Below are 17,379 nucleotides of genomic sequence, written 5' to 3'. Positions count from 1 at the left end.
GGTGGCCGCCCCCTCGCGTACGGGGTCGTGGACCCTACTCGTTCTTCTTCGAACCGAACATGATCTCGTCCCAGGAGGGGACCGAGGCGCGGCGGCCCCGTCCCTTGCGCCTGGCTGTGCCGGCGGCCCCGCCGGAGGTACCGTCGGCGGCGGCCGGGACGGGCGGAGCGGCCGGTTGTTGCTGTTCGGCGGCTCGACGCGGTGTGCCCTGGTCGTCGAGGTCGATGGTGGCCCGACGGCGCCGGGGCCGCTGGGGCTCGGGCGCCGGAGCACGCGGTGGGGCGGGCTCGGGTTCGGGCTCGACGACGGCGCGGGCCGCCGGACGTTCCGGCGCCGCTGGAGGCGGGTCGGGACGGTGGCGGGGCGCGGGACGCTCGAACGGGTCCTCGAACCCGCTCACGGGACGAGGGGCGGGCTCCGGGGCGGTCTGGGGCTCCTGCCAGGGCTCGGGATGAGGGCGACGCTCCACCGGCGGCGCGGGGCGCCTCCGGACGGGCTCGGAGGAGATGTTCCCGGGCAGTGGGGCCGCGGGCGGGGTCTCCTGTAGGGACGGACCGCGGTCGGGGGCGCGCTCGGGACGACGCTCGGCCGGTCGACGGGTCTCCTCGCGGGCGGGGACCCCCGGCTGCTCGCCTCTGGGCATCGCCGAACGTAGGGGATCGTCCAACGGCGTGTCCTGCGCGGACGACAGGCGACGCGGGGCGACGTGTTCGTTGCGTCGCTCGGCGGTGGACTGTGCGTCCAGGCGGGGCAGGTCGGTGGGCGCCTCGGAGCGGCGGGGGGCGAACGGTGTGACGTTGGCCCCGGGCTCGGGCGAGACGACCGGAGGCTCGGGCGAGGAGAACCGGGCGGCCTCCTCGTCGGCGGGGGTGACACTCCGGTGTCTGGGCTCGTAGAGCCAGTGCGCGACACGTTCCTCGCCACCGTGGAGGAAGACGAGCTTGAGCTGCCAGGTACGGTCCTCCCGCTTCCAGGAGTCCCACACGGCGTCGCCGGTCTCCAGTTGGTGGGCGCCGATCCTCTTGGTGACGATCTCCTCCAGGGAGGGACCGGGGGTGGCGTCGCCCGGTGTGCGCACGGTGGCGCGCTGGGCCTGCTGGGCGATGTACTCGCGTTCTTGAAGGACGGGTCCCTCGAACCAGCGCACCCGTTCGATCGGTATCCCGGAGATCTCGGAGATGGCCTCCGCGGTCTCGCCGGACCGGATGCGGGCCTGGATTTCCTTGGGGCGCAACGGATTCTCCACTTCGATCTCGTACTGGCCGAGCCGGGAGAACTGGCCGCGTACGGCGGCACGGAGACGGTCGTCGACGGGCAGCGTGAAACGGGTCCCACGGCCGGGGCTGGCCAGCACCAGATAGGTGCCGTCCTCGCTCACGGCCACGAGGCGAAGCTCGTGCATCGCTCTCCCTTTCGCCTCCCGTCGAGGGTTGGTAATGACCGTCCCTCGCGTTCTCCAAGTCTGGTCGGCCGACAACTGTTCGGCCAGTACCGCGCCCGGCATGTCCGAACTGTGCCCGCCTCCCGGTCCGTGGTGGACACCACGGTGGGAGCCACCCCGGGGGTCCGGGGCCCTCGCGGTCGCTTCCGTTGCCAATCTTGACACGCTGAACCTTGCGCGACCGGGAGCGATCGTGGGGGAATGTCGCCGATCCCGCGCGAAGGCTCCGCGGTGATGGTATCCCGCGCACCCCGAATCGCCCCAGGGGTGGGAGAACCCTCGGATCTCGCGTTCGATGCGGACATGACGACCCTTGTCGTAGGCAAATCGACACGCCGAGGGATGCCATAAAGTGACACCTCCTCATTGATGGCGTTATCACCGACTGGTTCCAACTAGGGTGATATGTCCACCTGTGGGTGAGTTGCGAAGTTTGGGGATTGCGTGGATGTATGCCCCATCACACGCCCATCCCATGACCATGTGTCCTGCCGCGCCCCCGCGCGGCCTACGGAGGGGAACGAGACCATGGCTCGACCCGAGCACGGGCCGGAGACCGGTGCCGAGGGGGAGGATCGGAGAGGGAGCGACGAGGAGGCCGGGGAGGGAAGGCGGCGCAGAGGCATCGAGTTGAGCGTGGCCCAGGTCGCCGGCGCGGGCGTGGCCACGCTCACCGCGGCCACCGCCGCCTCCTACCTGAACGTCTACGGAACCGTCATCGGCACCGCCGTGATGGCCGTGCTCAGCACCAGCGTCACCCCGGTGATCCAGCACTGGATCACCCGGAGCGGCGAACAGGCCAAGGAGTTCGCGGAGAAGAGCCGACACCACGGCGCCCGGACGCTCGTCGAACGGCCGGAACCGGCCATGGACGTGGACGGACCGGCCCCGGAGGACCCCGAGGCCACCCGGACCATGGCGCTGCCCTCCCTGAGCGGCCTGGACGACCCGACCTCGCGCATGGACGCGGTCGGGGCCGGGGACGACGAGGGGGACTTCTCCGACCTCGGGGAGAGCGATGCGAAGGAACGCCCCAAGCGTGGACTTCGCGCGATCCTCATCCCCGCCGGTGTGGTGTTCGTCCTGGTCATGCTGGTGATCCTCGCCTTCGAGCTGTTCACCGGGCGCTCGTTGACGGCCTGGACCCAAGGACAGACCGAGCACACCTCGCCCTCGATCCTGGGCGGGCACTCCGCCCCAGCGGTCGAGGACGACGAGGACGAGGGCACCGAGGCCCCGGTCGACGACGGCCCGGGGAAGGAGGAGGGCTCTCGGGAACAGGGGACGGGACAGGCCCCGCCGACCGAGACCACTCCGGAGCAGGGCACGGGGACCGAGGGCACCGAGGCCCCCGACACCGACCCCGGCGGTCGGGAGCCCGGGACCTCGGAGGTGCCCACCGACCCGGTGGAACCCCCGGGCGGCGGGGAACCGACGGAACCCCGGGAACCGGTGGAGCCCGGGACGGGGAACGGGAACGGTGACGGCGGGACCGGGGAGGTCGCCCCGTTCGACGAGACCCTCCCGACGGGCTGAGCCCCCGACCGCGCGTGGGTCGGGTCAGCCGAACACCCGGTCCAGGTAGGCGTTGCCGAAACGGCGGTGCGGGTCCACCCGCTCCCGCACCGCCAGAGCGTCCCCGAGCCGCGGGTAGACGCCCTCCAGGTAGGAGCGATCCCGCGTGTGCAGTTTGCCCCAGTGCGGTCGTCCGCCCACGGAGGTGAGGACGGCCTCGAGGTCGGCGAAGTAGGACTCGTGAGGAGTCCCCTTGTACATGTGCACCGCGACGTAGGCGGTCTCACGGCCGTAGGCGGTCGATGTCCACACGTCGTCCGCGGGGGCGAAACGCACCTCGACGGGGAAGCTCACGCGGTGGTCGCCGCGGTCCACGATCGAGCGGATCTCACGCAGGACGTCCACCGTGTGCTCGACGGGGATCGCGTACTCCATCTCCACGAAGCGCACGTTCCGCACCGAGGCGAACACCTTGTGGGAGACGTCCGTGTAGGAGCGCGCGGACAGGGCGCGGGAGCTGATCTGGTTCACCGTCGGGATCATCGACGGGAAACGGCGGCATACGCGGTTGATCCCCTCGAAGAGCCGGTTGGACAGGAAGTCGTCGTCCAGCCAGGCCTTGAACGGGGACAGCGGGCGGGCGGGGCCCTCCGCGATGTTGTTGCGCTTGGTGTTGGTGTTCCCGGTGTGGGGGAACCAGAAGAACTCGAAGTGGTCGTTGCCCGCGCGCAGCTCGGGCAGCCGTTCCAGCACCTCGTCGAAGGGCATGGGCTCCTCCCTGGCGTGCAGCAGGAAGGCCGGGCGCACCGCGAAGGTCAACGCCGTCACGACGCCGAAGGCGCCCAATCCCACCCGGGCGGCGTGGAACAGGTCGGGCTCGTGGTCGGCCGAGCACTCCACCACCGATCCGTCGGCCAGGACCATCTCCATGCCCACCACCTGGGAGGCCAGACCGCCGGCGTCGCGCCCGGTCCCGTGGGTGCCCGTCTGTACCGCCCCGGAGACCGTCTGCACGGCGATGTCGCCCATGTTGGCCAGGGCCCTGCCGTGCCCGGCCAGGACGTCGTTGAAGTCGCACAGGGGGGTTCCCGCCGCGACGGTGGCCGTGCCGGCCTCGGGATCGAGGGAGAGCAGGCCGGTCAGGGCGGTGGGGGACAGGAGCAGGCCGTCGGTGATCGCCACGTCGGTGAAGGAGTGACCGGTGCCGACCATGCGTACGCGCAGGTCCTCCTCGGCCGCGGAGAGCACGGCGGCGGCCACCGCGTCGGTGTCGTCGGGGGTGGCCGTCCGTCGGGGGCTGGCCCGATGGGTGTCGGCCCATGTGTGCCACAACACATCAGTCATGCGGTGACATTACCGGTCGGTCACTTGTGTGACCAGAGTCGGAATGGTCCTGGTCACGTCTCGCGCGGAGTCGCGCCCCGGAACACGGGGGTGGGGCCGGGAGGTCCGGCGGAGCTGGTTTCATGGGGTGCATGAGGCCTTACGACGCGTTTTTGCTGATCTCCTTCGGTGGACCGGAGGGCGAGGACGAGGTCATCCCGTTCCTGGAGAACGTCACCCGCGGGCGCAACATCCCCCGCGAGCGGTTGGCGGAGGTCGGTGAGCACTACTTCCTCTTCGGAGGGGTGAGCCCGATCAACCAGCAGTGCCGGGACCTGCTCGCCGCCGTCACCGCCGACTTCGAGACCGAGGGTGTGGACCTGCCCGTCTACTGGGGCAACCGGTTCTGGGCTCCGATGCTCACCGACACCCTCGCCCGCATGAAGGAGGACGGGGTCCGCCGCATCCTGGCGATGCCCACCTCCGCCTACTGCAACTGGTCCAGCCGCACCGCCTACCACGAGGACATCGACCGGGCTCTGGCCGAGCTCGGCGACGACGCCCCCGAGGTCGAGCTGATCCGCCCCTTCTACGACCACCCGGGGTTCGTCGACCCCCTGGTCGAGCACACCCGGAAGGCGCTGGACGCCCTTCCCGCCGAGCAGAGGGAGGGCGCGCACCTGCTCTTCTCGGCCCACTCCATCCCCACGGCGATGGCCGAGGCCAGCGGCGGCTCCTGCCACGACCACGGCCCCGAGGGCGCCTACGGCGCGCAGCTCAACGAGGTGGCCCGTCTGGTCGCCGCCCGCCTGGACCGCGAATACCCGTTCGAGGTCGTCTACCAGAGCCGGAGCGGCCCGCCCAGCCAGCCCTGGCTGGAGCCCGACGTCAACGACCGCATGGAGGAACTGGCGGCCGAGGGCGTCCCCGCCGTCGTGGTGATCCCGCACGGCTTCGTCTCCGACCACATGGAGGTCAAGTTCGACCTCGACGTGGAGGCCCGGGAGACCGCGGACAAGCTCGGCATCGGCTACGAGCGCGCGCTCAGCCCCGGAACCCACCCCGCGTTCGTCTCGATGGTCACCGCTCTGGTGCGCGAGTACACCGAGGGGACCGAACCGGCCCGCCTGGGCGACCTGCCCCGTTGCTCCGACGGCGAGGAGAAGTGCTGCCGGCAGCACTGACCCCGCTCCGGGCGGGCCGGTCCTCCGGCCCGCCCCGGGTCTCACGCGGGCGCTCCGAAGAGGATCGGATCCTCTCGCCGGAAAAGACGCCGAGGTCAACAGTGTTGATCCCCTCTGAGGTGGGGAAAAGGTGGTGACCGGCGTCACCGACGGCCGATAGGGTCGGTTCCGACCACAAGTCGTCGGTTCAGGAGTGTCTGTCTTGGTTCGTTCTTGGTATGAGCTGTCGGAGTACGTCCAACTGCGGCGTGTCAACGGGCTGAGCCTGTCCCCGGACGGCACCCGCCTCGTCGCCCCGGTCAGCGACCTGGCCCCCGACGGCAGATCCTTCCGCAACGCCCTGTGGGAGATCGACGCCCGTCCCGAGACCGAGGGCGGCACCGCTCCCCGCAGGCTGACCCGCTCCACCAAGGGCGAGGCCGGAGCGGGCTTCCTGCCCGACGGCTCGCTGCTCTTCGTCAGCGGCCGGCCCGACCCCGAGGCGGAGTCCTCCGACGAGTCCGGCACCGCTCTGTGGCTGCTGCCCGTCGACGGCGGCGAGGCCCGCCAGATCGCCTCCACCCATGGTGGCGTCGGCGCCTTCACCGTCGCCCGCGAGTCCGGCCTGGTGGCCTTCACCGGCCGGGTCCTGCCCCGTTCGGAGGACCAGGAGGAGGACGCCGAGGCCCGCAAGGCCCGCAAGGAGGCCGGGGTCACCGCGATCCTGCACGAGGCCCTGCCCGTGCGCTCCTGGGACAGCGACGTGGGCCCGGACCACCCCCGCCTGTTCGTGGCCGAACCGCCCCGAGACGAGGACTCCCGTCTCGGCGACCCCCGCGACCTGACGCCCGACGCCGGTCTGTCCCTTCTGGGCGCCTCTCCCGCCCTCACCCCGGACGGCTCCACCCTGATCACCTCCTGGTCGGTCCCCGCCGGCGGCGGCAGTAACCGCGACGAGGTCGTCGCCATCGACACCGCCACCGGTGAACGGCGCACCATCGCGGGCGGTCCCGACGAGGAGTTGGAGTTCGGCGGCCCCCTGGTCTCCCCGGACGGCACCCGGGTACTGCTCCACGCGGGCTCCGAGGGCTCCTACGACGGTGAACCCCGCGACCACACCCTGTGGCTCACCGACCTGGCCACCGGGGCCGGCCGCGACCTGCTGGCCGACCACGAGCTCTGGCCGCGCGACTACGCCTGGTCGGCCGACTCCTCGACGGTCTTCCTCGTCGCCGACCAGAACGGTCGCCGCCCCGTCTTCCGCGTCGACGTCGCCACCGGTGAACTCACCCGGGTCACCGGCGACCACGGCGCCTACAGCGGGCTGGCGCCCTCGCCCGACGGCCGGTACGTCTACGCCCTGCGCGACGCCTGGGACGCCCCGCCCGCCCCGGTGCGCCTGGACGCCGACGCCGTGGACGGCGAGCCCACCCCGCTGCGCACTCCCGGCTCCGAGCTGAGCATGCCGGGCACCCTCACCGAGATCGAGACCACCGCCGACGACGGCACCCGGATCCGCTCCTGGCTGGTGCTGCCCGAGGAGGCCTCCGAGGAGTCGCCGGCCCCGCTCATGCTCTGGGTCCACGGTGGCCCGTACATGAGCTTCAACGGGTGGACCTGGCGCTGGAACCCGTGGTTGCTGGCCGCGCGCGGCTACGCCGTCCTGCTCCCCGACCCGGCCCTGTCCACCGGCTACGGTCAGGACATGCTGCGTCGCGCCTGGGGCAAGTGGGGTCCGCGCACGCACGCCGACGTCATGGCCATCACCGACGCGGCCGTGGCGCGCCCCGACATCGACGCCGAGCGCACCGCCATGATGGGCGGCTCCTTCGGCGGCTACATGGCCAACTGGATCGCCGGGCACACCGACCGGTTCAAGGCGATCGTCTCCCACGCCTCCCTGTGGCAGCTGGACGGGTTCAGCGGCACCACCGACTACCCGCCGGTCTGGGAGCGGGAGTTCGGCACCCCGCTGGCGCAGCCCGAGCGCTACCGTCTCAACTCCCCGCACCTGAGCGCCGACCGGATCCGGACGCCCATGCTCGTCATCCACGGGGACAAGGACTACCGGGTGCCGATCGGCGAGGGGCTGCGGTTGTGGCGCGACCTCCTCCTGCACGAGGTCGACGCCAAGTTCCTCTACTTCCCGGACGAGAACCACTGGATCCTGACCCCGGGCAACGCGAAGATCTGGTACGAGACGATCTTCGCCTTCCTGGACCACCACGTCCACGGCAAGGAGTGGGCCAAGCCCGAACTCCTCTGATCGACCACGTGGCCACGGGCCCCGATACCGGGTGTGTCGGGGCCCGTCCCGTGTCCGAGGTCCGCCCGTGGCCGGGCGGGGCCCGGGTCATAGGGTGCGGGAAGAGCCGCCCGGGCACGACCGTCCGGGCGTCCACGAGCGGAGAGGACAGCAGTGACCACCATCCAGTCCACCCACGACCGGGAGAAACTGCGAGATCTGGCGGTCGAGGTGGCGGCCGAGGCCGGGGCGTTCGCGGCCAAGGGGCAGGAGGGCATCACCGTCCTGGACACCAAGTCCAGCCCCACCGACGTCGTCACGGAGATGGATCGGGCCACCGAACGACTCATCCGCGATCGCCTGCTCGCGGCCCGTCCCGACGACGCGGTCCTTGGCGAGGAGGACGGCGGGGTCGAGGGCACCAGCGGGGTGCGTTGGGTGGTCGACCCCATCGACGGCACCGTCAACTACCTGTACGGAAGCCCCGACTGGGGGGTGGCGATCGCCGCGGAGATCGATGGCGTGGTCGTGGCCTCCGCGGTCTGTCTGCCATCCCATCACCGGATGTTCGAGGCGGTCCTGGGCGGGGGAGCGCGCCTGGAGGGGCGGACCCTGCGCGCGCCCGACACGGTGCCGCTGGACCGGGCCCTGGTCGCCACCGGGTTCGGGTACTTCCCCGAGCGTCGACTCCAGCAGGCCAAGGTGTTGACCGGGGTGATCGAGCACATCCGCGACATTCGGCGGGGCGGATCGGCCGCCGTCGACATCACCGGTCTGGCCACGGGTCGTTACAACGCCTACTACGAGCGGGGACTCCACCTGTGGGACTGGGCCGCCCCGGGCCTGGTCGCCTCCGAGGCCGGTCTGCGGGTGGGCGGGGCGCGTGGCGGCCCGCCCTCGAACGACCTGGTCATCGTGGCCCGTCCCGGCCTCTACGAGGAGCTGGACGGTCTGGTGACGCCTCTGGGGGCCAACACCGACGGCTGACCCGTAGGCCTCCCGACACGACGAACCCCGGGCACGTGCACCGTGCCCGGGGTCGAACCGGGGGAAGGGTGGGCGGGGTCCGGAGAGGGCCCGCCCCTGTGCGCGTCGCCGTCGTGGCCGGCCCCGAGGAGGGGAGACGACGACGCCGGAGCCCTAGGAGCGGGCGTCGATACCGTTGCGGTCGGCGATGCGGTACAGATCCTCGAGCTCCGACGCGTGCGTCTCGGCAAGGAAGTCGTCCCCGGCGGCCTTCGCCGTCTGGAGCGACCGGTAGGTCTCGTTGATACGGACCTTGATCTCCGCCATGAACTCGCCCATTGCACCTCTTTCAGGGGTCGGCGCCGGGGCATGTCGATGCCTCGGTGCACATCGTTGTGCGCACGCCTGCGCGTGGCACGGAAAGAAGACGTCACGACTTTGTGACACGAACGCTCGTCGCGGTCCGGAGTCGGAATCCGGTGTCCACGCGTGCCTTCTACCTCTACCGCACTGTGACGCGCGTCAAACCTCGGGTCCCCCGTGTGATCCCTTCGTGACCGGAGTGGAGCACGGACCCCTCGCGCGGGCCGAGGCCACGGGTGAACGCGGCGCTCCGCGAAGAGAGGTGAAGCGTGGGGCAAGAGTGTCCCACGACACATTTTCCCTGAGGCTCCTGTGCTTACTTGTTTCTTATTCTTGATGTGTCAGATTTGAGATGTGCGGGGTTGAGTCGTCGCCGACGGTTGGGGGATTCGTCGGCGTCGGCCACCCCGCACACAACAGGGGTCGTGAGACTCCCGGCCCAGCGCCCGTCTCGTACGGGGGCGAGGACGCGAATGAAGGCCTTCGGGTTTACCGTGTCCTTACCCCGACCGTGGGAGAACGGATGACGCGGCCGGGACCAAGAACGCCGCTGCCGGTGTGTTGGGGGATGCGCCGGCAGCGGCCCCCTTTTTTTGTTCTATGTGCCGAACCCCCCAGAAGGACAACGTTGCGCGTACTCGTGGTCGAAGACGAACGGGTCCTGGCCGACACGGTCGCGGTCGGACTGCGGCGGGAGTCCATGGCGGTGGACGTGGTCTACGACGGTGACACCGCCCTGGAGTACACGGCGGTCAACGAGTACGACGTCGTCGTACTCGACCGCGACCTGCCCGGTACCCACGGCGACGACGTCGCCCGCTCCCTGGTCGAGGAGAGCTACAACGGCCGCATCCTGATGCTCACCGCCTCCGACGGTGTCCAGGACAAGGTCGAGGGGCTCACCCTGGGCGCCGACGACTACCTCGCCAAACCCTTCGCCTTCCCCGAACTGGTCGCCCGTGTGCACGCCCTCGGGCGTCGTTCCGCGCCGCCCCTGCCACCGGTCCTGGAACGTCACGGCATCACTCTGGACCCGGCCAACCACCAGGTGTACCGGGACGGGAACGAGATCTCGCTGACGCCCAAGGAGTTCGCGGTCCTCCAGGTGCTCATGCGCGCCCAGGGCACCGTGGTCAGCGCCGAGGGCCTTCTGGAGAAGGCCTGGGACGAGAACGCCGACCCGTTCACCAACGTCGTACGGGTCACCGTCATGACCCTGCGCAAGAAACTCGGCGGCCCCCAGGTCATCCAGACGATCCCCGGCGCGGGGTATCGGCTGTGAGACCGGGCGAGCGTCCGGAACCGGGGCAGGTGGAGGCCACCCGCCCCGGTGACACGGGGACCTGGCGGAGCCTGAACTCCGTGGCCCCCGGTGGTCAGACGACCGAGCGCTCCGCCGCCCACGCCACGGTCCACCGCTTCACCGACAACCTCAGCCTGCGCGCCCGCCTCACGCTCATCTACGGGATGCTCTTCTTCGCGGCGGGCTCCCTGCTGGTCCTGGTCAACTACCTGGTCGTCGCGGTTCTGCTCAACGCCCTCCTCGCCGAGGAGAGCCTGGCCGAGCTGATCGAGCACAGCCACCACATCGAGCAGGTCCTCACCCACGTCACCCGCTTCTCGCTCCTGGCGCTGTTCCTGGTGGGGCTGCTGGCGGTGGCCCTGGGCTACGCGGTCGCCGGGCGGGCCCTGTCCCCCCTACAGAAGATCACCCGCATCGCCCGTCGCCTCTCCGAACGCTCCCTGCACGAGCGCATCGCCCTGTCCGGGCCCGACGACGAGATCCGCGAACTCGCCGACACCTTCGACGGCATGCTGGAACGCCTGGACCGCGCCTTCGACGGACAACGTCGTTTCGTCGCCAACGCCTCCCACGAGCTGCGCACGCCCCTGGCGATCAACCGCACCCTGCTCGAGGTGGCCCTGAGCGCGCCCGACGTGTCGGCCGACCTCAAGACGGTCGGCCAGACCCTCCTGGAGACCAACGCCCGCCACGAACGCCTCATCGAGGGGCTGCTCTTCCTCGCCAAGAGCGACCGCGAGCTGGAGGTCAAGGCCCGCGTCGACCTGGGCGAGGTCACCGAGACCGTGCTCAGCCAGCTCTCCGGCGACCTCGACCGCTCCGGTCTGTCGATCCGGCGCGACCTGCGCCCGGCGACGGTCGTCGGAGACCCGGTCCTGCTGGAACGCCTGGTCGCCAATCTGGTGGAGAACGCCCTCAAGTACAACGTCGACGACGGTGAGATCACCGTGCGCAGCGGTATGTACGAGGGCATGCCGGCGGTCCAGGTGGAGAATTCGGGCAAGGTGATCCCCGCCTACGAGATCGAAGGGCTCTTCGAGCCGTTCCGGCGGGGTTCCGCGGACCGTGTGGGCTCCGGGCGCAGCGCCGGTCTGGGCCTGTCGATCGTGCGCTCGGTGGTCCGCGCGCACGAGGGCGTGGTCACCGCCTGGCCCCGTGCCGGCGGCGGTCTGGTCATCACCGTCTGTCTGCCGCCCGCGCCCGGTCCGGGCGGCGAGGGGAACGAGCGTCGCTGACCTCCGTCCTTCCCCCGCCCCCACGTCCGCCGACGCCCTTTCCACGACCCGTTCGCACCCCGAAGGGTCTCCAAGCTGCGTCCGACTCCGCTTCGTGGTATTTATACGTGTCCGAAGACACGCCCACCCCTGTCACGGGGCTCGACTCGGGGTGGGTATGCTTCCCCGGGCGTGGACACGGAGGGAATCCCTCCTGACGTGGGCATGTCTTGGTTTTCGCTTATATCCGGGGGAGTGTTCACACCGATCCGGCATATGGGCGCGAACGCGTTTTTCAGGTCTAGGAGACGCCCGACGTTGGGTAGTACACGAAGGAACGACGCGTGAGGGGCCACGGAACCTTGGCCGCCTTCGGTCACATTCCCAGGAAAGTGCTACCGACCAGCGAACAGTGACCCGGGAGGGGGCACCGTTCGCGAACATCGGGATAACTCATCGGCCGAATCGGGCACAACGAAGGTCTCTCAAGCGTTACACCCGCGCGACGAGGCACTAAACGAGGGGGATGGAGTTAGCAGAGATGGCCACCGACTACGACAGCCCGCGCAAGACTGACGAGGACATCAACGAGGACAGCCTCCAGGAACTGCAGGCGCGGCGTGTGGACAAGGGCACCGGCACCATCGACGTCGACCCCGACGAGGTGGCCGAGGGCATGGAACTGCCCGGTGCCGACCTGTCCGGCGAGGAGCTCGCGGTCCGTGTGCTTCCCCGCCAGGCCGACGAGTTCACCTGTTCGCGCTGCTTCCTGGTGCACCACCGCAGTCAGCTCGCGGAGCAGCGCGCCGGACAGCTCGTCTGCAAGGAATGCGCCTGATACGGGCGGATACGGGATCCCCGACCCCCGACGGTCCCAGGACGGTCACGGGGTCAGGGACGGGGGCCGGTGCGGCCTCGAACATCATCGACCGGTGGGCGGCGAGACCCGGCGTGTCCCCCTACCGGGCACGCCGAGTCCGAACTTCCGAGGGCCCGCCGTTCGAGGATCCGCCCTCGGCCGCACGATGAGGACGTCACCACCGTTCACGGGGGCTCGCACGGTGATGGCGTAGGGACCCGCGGGCGGTGGACGGCCGACCCCACACCGGGAGGACCCCGGTGGGGTGAGCCGTCCACCGCCACCCGTTCGCGCCGGGAGGGTCACGAGGGAGCGTTCAGGCTCACGAGCCGCTCTCCTGGGAACCGCCCCCGGTCAACTGCTTGCGGGCGGCGCGTACGGCCAGCACGCGGGCCACCTCGACCCCGACACCGGCGACCACGGCCCAGCTCAGGGCGCGCCCCAGGCTCACCTCGGGCGATTCCAGGTCCGTCGGGGGCTCTTCACCGGTCGCGCGGGTCCAGGCGAAGGTCAGCGCCTTGCGCGTGACGAACTCCGCCGCGAAGCCCGCGACGAGTCCGAGGACGACCGGTCCGACCTCACCGTCCTTCTTAGCCATGTGAATCGTTCACCGTTCCCTTGTGCGTACGATGGTGCGTGCCGATACGCACCGTCTGCGTGAGGAATACTGTCACGCCGGGCCGGTCCCGCGCAGCGCCCGCGCGACGGGGTGTCCCCGCCGAAGGCGGCGACCGCCTCCCGACCCCGGTCACGGTGCCGGAAAGCGGGAGCGACCATGGCTCCGAGAGCACTAACATTGCCCTCATGGCCAACCGCTCTCATTCCTTCCGCATGCCCGACAAGCCTTCGCTGGACGGTATCGAGGCGAAGTGGGTGGACGTATGGGATGAGTCCGGCGTCTACCACTTCGACCGCACCCGCGGCCGCGAGGACGTCTACTCGATCGACACCCCGCCGCCCACCGTCTCCGGCTCGCTGCACATCGGGCACGTGTTCTCCTACACGCACACCGACACCGTCGCGCGCTTCCAGCGCATGAACGGCAAGGCCGTCTTCTACCCGATGGGGTGGGACGACAACGGTCTGCCCACCGAACGCCGCGTCCAGAACTACTACGGCGTGCGCTGCGACCCGTCGATCCCCTACGACCCGGACTTCCGCCCGCCGGAGAAGCCCGACGCCAAGCGACAGATCCCCATCTCCCGTCGCAACTTCATCGAGCTGTGCGACGAGCTCACCGTCGAAGACGAGAAGGTCTTCGAGGGCATCTGGCGCCGGCTCGGCCTGAGCGTCGACTGGCGGCACACCTACGCCACCATCGACGACAACTCCCGGGCGGCCGCCCAGCGCGCCTTCCTGCGCAACCTGGCCCGCGGCGAGGCCTACATGGCCGAGGCCCCCACCCTGTGGGACGTCACCTTCCGCACCGCCGTCGCCCAGGCCGAGCTGGAGGACCGCGAGCGTCCCAGCGCCTACCACAAGATCGCCTTCCACAAGCCCGACGGCACCCCGGTCCACATCGAGACCACCCGCCCCGAGCTGCTCGCGGCCTGTGTCGCCCTGGTCGCCCACCCCGACGACGAGCGCTACCGGGACCTGTTCGGCACCACCGTGACCACCCCGGTCTTCGGCGTCGAGGTCCCCGTCAAGGCGCACCGGCTCGCCGACCCCGAGAAGGGGTCCGGCATCGCCATGATCTGCACCTTCGGTGACACCACCGACGTCACCTGGTGGCGCGAGCTCCAGCTGGAGACCCGCCCCATCATCGGCTGGGACGGTCGGATCATCGCCGACCCGCCCAAGGGCATCGACTCCGAGGCCGGCCGCGAGGCCTACGCCACGCTGGTCGGCGCCACGGTCCACACCGCGCGCGAGCGCACCGTCGGGCTGCTGCGAGAGAGCGGTGACCTGGTCGGCGACCCCAAGCCCATCACCCACCCGGTGAAGTTCTACGAGAAGGGCGACAAGCCCCTCGAGATCGTCACCACCCGCCAGTGGTACATCCGCAACGGCGGCCGGGACGAGGACATCCGGGCTCAGCTCCTCCAGCGCGGCCGTGAGCTCACCTGGTACCCCGAGCACATGCGTCAGCGCTACGAGAACTGGGTCGAGGGCCTCAACGGAGACTGGCTGATCAGCCGCCAGCGCTTCTTCGGCGTCCCCTTCCCGGTCTGGTATCCGCTGGACGCCGACGGCAACCCGCGCTACGACGAGCCGCTGCTGCCCACCGAGGCCCAGCTGCCCATCGACCCCAGCTCCCAGGTCCCGGAGGGCTACACCGAGGACCAGCGCGGTCGCGCGAACGGCTTCATGGGCGACCCCGACGTCATGGACACCTGGGCGACCTCCTCGCTGTCGCCGCAGATCGCCTCCGGCTGGGAACGCGACCAGGACCTGTTCGAGCGGGTCTTCCCGATGGACTTCCGCCCCCAGGGCCAGGACATCATCCGCACCTGGCTGTTCTCCACCGTGGTCCGCGCCCACTTCGAGAACGGCACCCTGCCCTGGAGCACCACCGGCATCTCCGGATGGATCCTGGACCCGGACCGCAAGAAGATGTCCAAGTCCAAGGGCAACGTCGTCACCCCGGTCGCCCTGCTGGAGAAGTACAGCTCCGACGCGGTCCGGTACTGGGCGGCCAGCGGCCGTCTGGGCACCGACACCGCCATGGACGAGGGGCAGATGAAGATCGGCCGCCGGCTGTCCATCAAGATCCTCAACGCCAGCAAGTTCGTCATGTCCGTGGCCGGTGAGAACGCCGACACCGACGCCTCCCTGGTGACCGAGCCCCTGGACCGGGCCATGCTGGCCGCCCTGGCCGACGTGGTCGAGGAGGCCACGGCCGCGTTCGTCGCCTACGACCACACCCGGGCCCTGGAGCGCACCGAGCGCTTCTTCTGGGACTTCTGCGACGACTACCTGGAGCTGGTCAAGGCCCGCGCCTACGACACCGAGTCCGCCGAGGGCGCCTCGGCCCGCGCCGCCCTGCTCATCGCCCTGGGCGCGCTGCACAAGCTGTTCGCCCCCTTCCTGCCCTTCGTCACCGAAGAGGTCTGGAGCTGGTGGCAGGACGGCTCGGTGCACGCCGGCCCCTGGCCGTCCGCGGCCGAGTACCGCGCGGTCGCGGCCGACGGCGACCCGGCCGTCCTGGCCGCCACCGCCGAGGTCCTGCGCGCCGTGCGCAAGGCCAAGTCCGAGGCCAAGCTGTCCATGCGCGCCGAGGTCGAGCACGTCGTGGTCTCCGGCAAGCGGGCCGAGTCGGCCCGTGCCGCGGCCGGCGACATCGCCGCGGCCGGTCGCGCCGCCGGGATCGACTTCCGGGCCACCGACGAGGGCGAGCTCTCCGTCGAGGTGACCCTGCCCCCCGCCGAGGAGGACGGGGCCGCCGGGTAACGGGCGAAACGAACGCACCACGTCGGGCGGGGCGGTTCCGGACCACATCGGTCCGGAGCCGCCCCGCCCTCGTCGGTACGGGATCGTTCATCGGTCCGTCGCCCACATGACCTCCGCGAGGAGTCGTTACGGCACGCTGGACACCCGGGCAGCGTTCCGGGAGCGATAGGCTCGGCGAATGTGAGTACCTCATCCCTGGAAGGCACCCGCGTGTCGATCACGGTCCGTCGCCTGGACCCCGGCCTCCCGCTGCCCGCCTACGCCCACCCGGGCGACGCGGGAGCGGACCTGTACACCGCCGTCGACGTCGTCCTCGAACCGGGGGAGCGGGAGACCGTCCCCACCGGACTGGCGATCGCCCTGCCCGAGGGGTACGCGGCCTTCGTGCACCCCCGTTCGGGTCTGGCCGCGCGCAGCGGTCTGACGATCGTCAACGCCCCCGGCACCGTCGACGCCGGATACCGGGGCGAGATCAGGGTGACCCTGCTCAACACCGACCCCCGCACCCCCGTGGAGCTGTCGCGCGGTGACCGGATCGCCCAGCTGGTGATCCAGCGTGTGGAGCGGGCCGAGTTCGTCGAGGCCGACACCTTGCCGGACTCGGCGCGGGGATCGGGCGGTTTCGGTTCGACCGGGGGCCACGCCGCGCTGCGGTGACCGTCCCCCGACACCCCGGTGTGATCCCGGGACCCATGAAGAAGCGGAGAGGTGAAGGCGTGTTTGGACGCCGCCGTAAGAAGCGGGACGAAGAGACCGAGAGAGCCGGGCGGGAGCAGTCCGGTTCCAAGGAGCGCCACGGCGCCGCCGGGGCCGTCTCGTTCGACAACGAGGTGGAACCGGAGCGTCCTTCGGGTCAGCCCGTCAAGGACGAGGACCGGTACCGTCCCACCGGTCCCTGGGACTCGACCGAGGACGCTCCCGACATCAAGCGGATGGACCTGGGCAGCATGCTGCTGCCGATGGAACAGGGCACCGAGATCCAGGTGAACGTCGCCCAGGACGGCCAGGGCAAGCAGAAGATCATCGGCGTGACCCTGGTGCGCGGCAAGACCGCCCTCCAGGTCCAGCCCTTCGCCGCGCCCAAGTCCTCCGGCCTGTGGGGCGAGATGCGCGAGGAACTGCGCACTCAGGTCACCGGTCAGGGCGGACGCGTCGAGGACCACGACGGCACCTTCGGCCCCGAACTCCAGGCGGTCATCCCCATCAAGGGGAAGAAGACCGAGGACGGTCGACAGCTCGGACAGCGGGTGCGCTTCATCGGCGTGGACGGCCCTCGTTGGGTGCTGCGCGGCGTCATCCGGGGCGAGGGCGCCACCAAGCCCGAGATGATGTCGGAGGTGGAGCGGATCTTCGCCGGCATCGTGGTGGTGCGCGGCGACCAGCCGGTGCCCCCCAACGAGCTGCTGCCCATCACCGTGCCCAAGCAGGTCCAGGAACAGATGGCGGCCGCGGCCAAGCAGCGGGCCGCACAGCAGGCGGCCCAGCGTGGCAACGCGGGGAGTTCGCCCAACGGTTCCGGCCCGGACACCGGTGGGGCCACACCCGTCTGACCGAGGAGAACGTCCCTGTGGACAACGTGCCCGGGGGCGCTCCG

14 protein-coding genes are annotated in these 17,379 nt (G+C 70.5%); 10 read left to right on the top strand and 4 right to left on the bottom strand.

What is annotated here, in order from left to right:
• Positions 1-34: 34 nt before the first annotated feature.
• Positions 35-1,402, bottom strand: a complete 1,368-nt coding sequence (sepH, locus tag TR33_RS13235; RefSeq protein ID WP_042283358.1) for a septation protein SepH — start codon at positions 1,400-1,402, stop codon at positions 35-37.
• 567 nt (positions 1,403-1,969) lie between these two features.
• Between sepH and TR33_RS13230 the strand changes: the two genes are divergently transcribed.
• Positions 1,970-2,977: a hypothetical protein gene (locus TR33_RS13230; protein ID WP_042283356.1), complete on the top strand. Its 1,008-nt coding sequence runs from the start codon at positions 1,970-1,972 to the stop codon at positions 2,975-2,977.
• A gap of 24 nt (positions 2,978-3,001) precedes the next feature.
• Here TR33_RS13230 and TR33_RS13225 read toward each other — a convergent pair whose 3' ends face one another.
• The gene (locus TR33_RS13225) at positions 3,002-4,300 is read right to left on the bottom strand and encodes a D-arabinono-1,4-lactone oxidase (RefSeq protein WP_042283354.1); all 1,299 of its coding nucleotides are present in this window, start codon (positions 4,298-4,300) and stop codon (positions 3,002-3,004) included.
• A 131-nt stretch (positions 4,301-4,431) separates the two neighbouring features.
• Here TR33_RS13225 and TR33_RS13220 point away from each other — a divergent pair, with 131 nt between their 5' ends.
• The 3 genes from TR33_RS13220 to TR33_RS13210 all read left to right on the top strand — a co-directional run bounded on the left by TR33_RS13220 (position 4,432) and on the right by TR33_RS13210 (position 8,674).
• The gene (locus TR33_RS13220; protein ID WP_042283351.1) at positions 4,432-5,463 is read left to right on the top strand and encodes a ferrochelatase; all 1,032 of its coding nucleotides are present in this window, start codon (positions 4,432-4,434) and stop codon (positions 5,461-5,463) included.
• Positions 5,464-5,665: 202 nt separating this feature from the next.
• Positions 5,666-7,708, top strand: coding sequence for a S9 family peptidase (locus tag TR33_RS13215; protein ID WP_042283350.1), 2,043 nt, complete (start codon positions 5,666-5,668; stop codon positions 7,706-7,708).
• Between the two features lie 153 nt (positions 7,709-7,861).
• Positions 7,862-8,674, top strand: a complete 813-nt coding sequence (locus TR33_RS13210; RefSeq protein WP_042283347.1) for an inositol monophosphatase family protein — start codon at positions 7,862-7,864, stop codon at positions 8,672-8,674.
• A 153-nt stretch (positions 8,675-8,827) separates the two neighbouring features.
• Here TR33_RS13210 and TR33_RS26890 read toward each other — a convergent pair whose 3' ends face one another.
• Positions 8,828-8,992: a hypothetical protein gene (locus TR33_RS26890; RefSeq protein WP_014912018.1), complete on the bottom strand. Its 165-nt coding sequence runs from the start codon at positions 8,990-8,992 to the stop codon at positions 8,828-8,830.
• A 652-nt stretch (positions 8,993-9,644) separates the two neighbouring features.
• Here TR33_RS26890 and TR33_RS13205 point away from each other — a divergent pair.
• The 3 genes from TR33_RS13205 to TR33_RS13195 all read left to right on the top strand — a co-directional run bounded on the left by TR33_RS13205 (position 9,645) and on the right by TR33_RS13195 (position 12,371).
• Entirely contained in the window at positions 9,645-10,298 is a 654-nt protein-coding gene (locus tag TR33_RS13205) for a response regulator transcription factor (RefSeq protein WP_014909606.1), read from the top strand.
• Positions 10,295-11,554, top strand: coding sequence for a sensor histidine kinase (locus TR33_RS13200; RefSeq protein ID WP_026125139.1), 1,260 nt, complete (start codon positions 10,295-10,297; stop codon positions 11,552-11,554). Before TR33_RS13205 ends, TR33_RS13200 begins: the two co-directional genes overlap by 4 nt.
• A gap of 520 nt (positions 11,555-12,074) precedes the next feature.
• Positions 12,075-12,371: a DUF4193 domain-containing protein gene (locus TR33_RS13195; protein WP_013153901.1), complete on the top strand. Its 297-nt coding sequence runs from the start codon at positions 12,075-12,077 to the stop codon at positions 12,369-12,371.
• Positions 12,372-12,714: 343 nt separating this feature from the next.
• Here the strand turns inward: TR33_RS13195 and TR33_RS13190 are convergent, their stop codons facing one another.
• Entirely contained in the window at positions 12,715-12,990 is a 276-nt protein-coding gene (locus TR33_RS13190) for a DUF4235 domain-containing protein (protein ID WP_014912301.1), read from the bottom strand.
• 206 nt (positions 12,991-13,196) lie between these two features.
• Here TR33_RS13190 and valS point away from each other — a divergent pair, with 206 nt between their 5' ends.
• The 3 genes from valS to TR33_RS13175 all read left to right on the top strand — a co-directional run bounded on the left by valS (position 13,197) and on the right by TR33_RS13175 (position 17,335).
• Positions 13,197-15,785 carry a valine--tRNA ligase gene (valS, locus tag TR33_RS13185; RefSeq protein WP_042283342.1) on the top strand — a complete coding sequence of 863 codons (2,589 nt, stop codon included), beginning with the start codon at positions 13,197-13,199 and terminating at the stop codon, positions 15,783-15,785.
• A gap of 180 nt (positions 15,786-15,965) precedes the next feature.
• On the top strand, positions 15,966-16,442 hold the full coding sequence (dut, locus tag TR33_RS13180) for a dUTP diphosphatase (RefSeq protein WP_026125138.1): 477 nt from the start codon (positions 15,966-15,968) through the stop codon (positions 16,440-16,442).
• Positions 16,443-16,501: 59 nt separating this feature from the next.
• On the top strand, positions 16,502-17,335 hold the full coding sequence (locus tag TR33_RS13175) for a DUF3710 domain-containing protein (RefSeq protein WP_014910394.1): 834 nt from the start codon (positions 16,502-16,504) through the stop codon (positions 17,333-17,335).
• Positions 17,336-17,379 lie beyond the last annotated feature (44 nt).

This window comes from Nocardiopsis alba, assembly GCF_000710955.1.
In the GTDB taxonomy this organism is placed as follows: domain Bacteria; phylum Actinomycetota; class Actinomycetes; order Streptosporangiales; family Streptosporangiaceae; genus Nocardiopsis; species Nocardiopsis alba.
The sequence above is the reverse complement of the archived record's forward strand: the minus strand, read 5'-3'. Positions and strand labels throughout refer to the sequence as shown.